Genomic DNA, 1,384 nt, shown 5'->3' on the forward strand with positions numbered 1-1,384 from the left:
GGGGAAGCTGTAGGCCCGCAGGGGCCGGCCGGCCGGCGGGGTGGGGTCGAACTCGTTGAGCAGCAGCGTGACCCGCTGGTCGCGCCCCACGCGGGGGGTGAAGGTGAGCTCGAGGTTGCCCCCCACCTTGGCCGCGCTCACGGTGGGGCTGAGCAGGAAGGCCAGCGGGTTGGAGGCCTCGCCCGCGCGGGTGAAGGTCGCGGGCGGCTCGCCCAGGAGGAGGAACTGCTGCACCGCCACGGTCTGGGGCCCGGCCCGCAGGCCCGCGGGCAGCGGGAAGCTCACCTCGGTGTCGCTGAGCTGCGCCGGGGTGAGGCTCTGCCCGCCCACCCGCACCTGCGTGACCTCGCCGCGCAGGTTCTGCCCCTGCAGCACCAGGTGGTAGCCGCTGAGGATGGGCTCGGAGGGGGGCAGCAACCCGGCGCCGGCGCCGGGCTTGGCCCGCACGGCCTCGAGCCGCGGGAAGCGGAAGGGCCGGGCATAAACCCCCACCCCCTCCGGGCGCACCGGCAGCGCCGCCCGCCTCGAGCGCTGGGCCTCGATGAGCACCACCGAGACCTGGTAGGCCACGGTGGGCCGGTACTTGGCCTGCATCGCCGACCACAGCCTCGAGTGCTCCTCCGTCGAGAGCACCTCGGGGCTGAGCTTGATCTGCTCGAGCTGCCGCTCGAGCCCCACCTCGCCCAGCCTGCTCCGGATCTCCAGCGGCACCGTGGCGTCGGAGGCGATGGCCTGGAGGCTGCTTCGGATGTAGTCGCGCGTGAGCACCCCCATCTCGTGCAGCACCTGCATCGCGTAGCCCAGCAGGGCCTCGGCGTGGAGGTTGGAGTTGGCGTAGGCGGTGAGCAGGTAGTGCAGGTCGAGCGCCAGCGGCGGGTTGCTCACCCGCTCGCCGCGCTCGTCGCGGGCGGGGAGCGCGGCGTTGCGCCAGCCGGGGTTGGGGCTGACCTGGTAGAGGAAGAGGTTGAGCTGCAAGAGCCCGTTGCCCTCCACCTTGACCTGGTCCGGGGGCTGGGCGGTCACCTTGACCTGCCCGCCCAGCGAGACGTCGGGCTGGCCGAAGCGGTTGGCGAGCAGCCACTGCAACAGCGCGCTGACGGTGGTGATGGCGAGGGCGTTGCTCATCGGCCTTTCCCCTTGAGGAAGTCCTCGAGGCTCAGCCCCTGCGGGGCGGCCTTGGCCTTGGGCCCCTCGGGCGGCGGGCCGAACAGCGCCCGCACCTCGACGCGCCCGATGTGGACCCGGATGACCGGGGCCTCCGGCGCGGCGGGCCGGGCTTCCGGCAGGCTCACGTGCTGAGGCGGGGCCGGGAGCAGGCTCGAGCCGCGCTCTTCGCCGGCCGGCCGCCCCAGCAGCGCCGGGGCCTCCAGGGCGGGGCGTGGGC

Annotated in this window: 2 protein-coding genes; both read right to left on the reverse strand. The window is 74.2% G+C overall.

Translation table 11 applies throughout. From position 1 onward, the window contains the following. The coding region (locus tag Mterra_RS21265) for a Pvc16 family protein (protein ID WP_119316876.1) at positions 1-1,125 on the reverse strand (1,125 nt) is incomplete at its 3' end. Next, on the reverse strand, positions 1,122-1,384 hold a 263-nt coding region (locus Mterra_RS22715; protein ID WP_170159783.1), incomplete at its 5' end, for a hypothetical protein. The genes Mterra_RS21265 and Mterra_RS22715, both read right to left, overlap by 4 nt.

This window comes from Calidithermus terrae (genome assembly GCF_003574345.1).
Classification (GTDB): domain Bacteria; phylum Deinococcota; class Deinococci; order Deinococcales; family Thermaceae; genus Calidithermus; species Calidithermus chliarophilus.